The 2,702-nt window shown below is 76.6% G+C and carries 2 protein-coding genes and 1 pseudogene; all 3 read left to right on the top strand.

Annotation, left to right across the window (positions count from 1 at the left end; translation table 11 throughout):
- Positions 1 to 301, top strand: a pseudogene (locus tag ACWEVO_RS34535) (glycosyltransferase family 1 protein); the annotation flags it as partial.
- Complete coding sequence (locus ACWEVO_RS34530) at positions 286 to 1,503, top strand: glycosyltransferase (protein ID WP_452311612.1); 1,218 nt, start codon at positions 286 to 288, stop codon at positions 1,501 to 1,503. The pseudogene ACWEVO_RS34535 and the gene ACWEVO_RS34530, both read left to right, overlap by 16 nt.
- Positions 1,503 to 2,702 (top strand): SIS domain-containing protein (locus ACWEVO_RS34525; RefSeq protein WP_452311611.1); only part of this gene is annotated, 1,200 nt, incomplete at its 3' end. The genes ACWEVO_RS34530 and ACWEVO_RS34525, both read left to right, overlap by 1 nt.

Raw genomic sequence — 2,702 nt, 5'->3', positions numbered from 1 at the left:
CGTGCACCTGGGCCGGGGGACCCCCCGGGGGCTGCGCGTGCGCGCGGCGTTCACCATGGGCAGGCCGGTGGTGGCGCTGGCCACCACCGAGGCCGTGGAGGCGGTGCCACCGACCGCCGGCGCCCTCTCCACCCGGGTCGACGTGCTGCTGGAGGCCGCCCGGGCGCTCGTCGACGACCCGTCGGCCGCCCGTCGGGCGGGCGCCGAGGCCCGGGCCGCCGCCCGGAACCGCTACGGCCTGGAGCGTTTCCTCGCCGACTGGGACCGGCTGCTGGAGGAGGAAGTATGCGCATCGCGATGATCTCGGAGCACGCCAGTCCGCTCGCCGTTCTCGGCGGGGAGGACGCCGGTGGCCAGAACACGCATGTCGCGGAGCTCTCCGCCGCGCTCGCCGCCGCCGGCCACGACGTACGGGTCTACACCCGGCTCGACGCCGTGGACCTGCCGCTGACGGTCCGCACCCCGGACGGGTACGACGTGGTGCACGTCCCCGCGGGGCCGGCCGAGCCGGTGGCCAAGGACGACCTGCTGCCGTACATGCCGGCGTTCGGGGAGTGGCTGGCCGAGCGGTGGCGCACCGGCGACTGGCAGCCCGAGGTGGTCCACGCGCACTTCTGGATGAGCGGTCTCGCCGCCCTGGCGGCCGGCCGGCGTACCGGGGTGCCGGTGGTGCAGACGTACCACGCGCTCGGCACGGTGAAGCGGCGCCACCAGGGGGCGCAGGACACCAGTCCACCGGGCCGGCTGACCCACGAGCGGGAGCTGGGCCGCTCGGTCGACCGGGTGGTGGCCCAGTGCCAGGACGAGGTCGCCGAGCTGGTCCGGATGGGGGTGCCCCGATCCCGGATGACGGTCGTCCCGTCCGGGGTGAACCTGTCCACCTTCGGCCCGCTCGGGCCGGTCGCGGAGCGGGACGGCGGCCGGCCGCGGATCCTCACCGTCGGCCGGCTGGTGGAGCGCAAGGGGTTCCAGGACGTCATCCGGGCCACCGCGCTGGTGCCGGACGCCGAGTGCGTGGTGGTGGGTGGCCCGCCGGCCGGGTTGCTGGAGACCGACCCGTACGCGCTGCGGCTGCGGGCCCTCGCCGAGTCGTGCGGGGTGGCCGACCGGGTGAAGCTGATCGGCGCGGTGCCCCGGGAGGAGATGGGGCGCTGGTACCGGTCGGCGGACGTGCTGGTCGCCGCCCCCTGGTACGAGCCGTTCGGCCTCACCCCGCTGGAGGCGATGGCGTGCGCGGTGCCGGTGATCGGGACCGCGGTCGGCGGCCTGATCGACACCGTGGTCGCGGGGCGCACCGGCGACCTGGTGCCGGCCCGTGATCCGGCGGCGCTCGGCGCGGCGATCCGCGGGCTGCTCGGCGACCGGATCCGCCGCTTCGCGTACGCCACGGCGGCGCTCGAGCGGGCCCGGACCCGCTACTCCTGGACGACCACCGCGGAGCGGCTGGCGGAGCTGTACGCCGAGGTGGCCACGGTCCGCCGGCCCACCCGGGTGGTCGCCTGATGGCGGCCCCCGGTCCCGCCGTCGGCGGCACGGTGCTCGAGGACCACCTGACCCAGCTGGCCGCCGCCCTGCTGCCGTTCCGGCAGTCCGAACAGCTGCTGGCCCGCTGGGGTGGGGAGGTGGCGCGGCGGCTGGCCGGTGGCGGCCGGTTGCTGGTGGCCGGCAACGGCGGCAGCGCCGCCGAGGCCCAACACCTCACCGCCGAACTGGTCGGCAAACTCCGCGACGACCGCGAACCACTCTCCGCCATCGCCCTGCACGCCGAGACCTCCGCCCTGACCGCCATCGGCAACGACTACGGCTACGACGAGGTCTACGCCCGCGGCGTCCGCGCCCACGGCCGCCCCGACGACATCCTCCTGCTCATGTCCACCAGCGGCACCAGCACCAACCTCCTCACCGCCGCCCGCGCCGGCCACGACACCGGCCTGCGCTGCTGGGCCTTCACCGGCCCCGCCCCCAACCCCCTCGCCGACCTCTGCGACGAGACCCTCGCCATCGTCACCCGAGAGCCAGGTGGTGCAGGAGCTGCACCTGGTCGCCACCCACGTGCTCTGCGAGTACGTCGACCGGGCCCTGCCGCTGATCCGGCAACTGCCGGCCGCCCCGGTGCCGGCGGCCCGATCCGCCAGGTTCCGGCGGTGGACCGCGCCGCCCCCGGCCCCGGCGGCCACCGGCGGCCACCGGGTGAACGCGCACGCCACGAACGGGCACGGCGCGAACGGGCACACGAGCAACGGGCACGGGAGCAACGGGCACGGCGGCAACGGGCACGGGCCCACCGGAACCGGATGGGCCCAGTCGTGAGCGGGCCGCTGGTGGTGGTCGGCGACGCGCTGCTGGACCGGGACGTCACCGGCGCGGTGAGCCGGGTCGCCCCGGACGCCCCCGTGCCGGTGCTGGACGAGCGGACGGCGACCGACCGGCCGGGCGGGGCCGGCCTGGCCGCGCTGCTCGCCGCCGCGCAGGACACCGAGGTCGCGCTGGTCACCGGCCTGGCCGACGACACCGCCGGGGCCCGGCTGGCCGAGCTGCTGGCCGAGGCCGGGATCGAGGTCTACCCGCTGCACCTGCCCGGCAGCACCGCGGCCCGCTCCTGGAACACCTCGACCATGTTGTCCAGCACCCGCCACTCGTCGTCCCGCACCGAGCCCCGGGCGTCGGCCACCGCGGCGATCAGGTCCGCGATCGGGCCGAAG

The sequence above is a fragment of the Micromonospora sp. NPDC003776 genome, assembly GCF_053605645.1.
The sequence above is the reverse complement of the archived record's forward strand: the minus strand, read 5'-3'. Positions and strand labels throughout refer to the sequence as shown.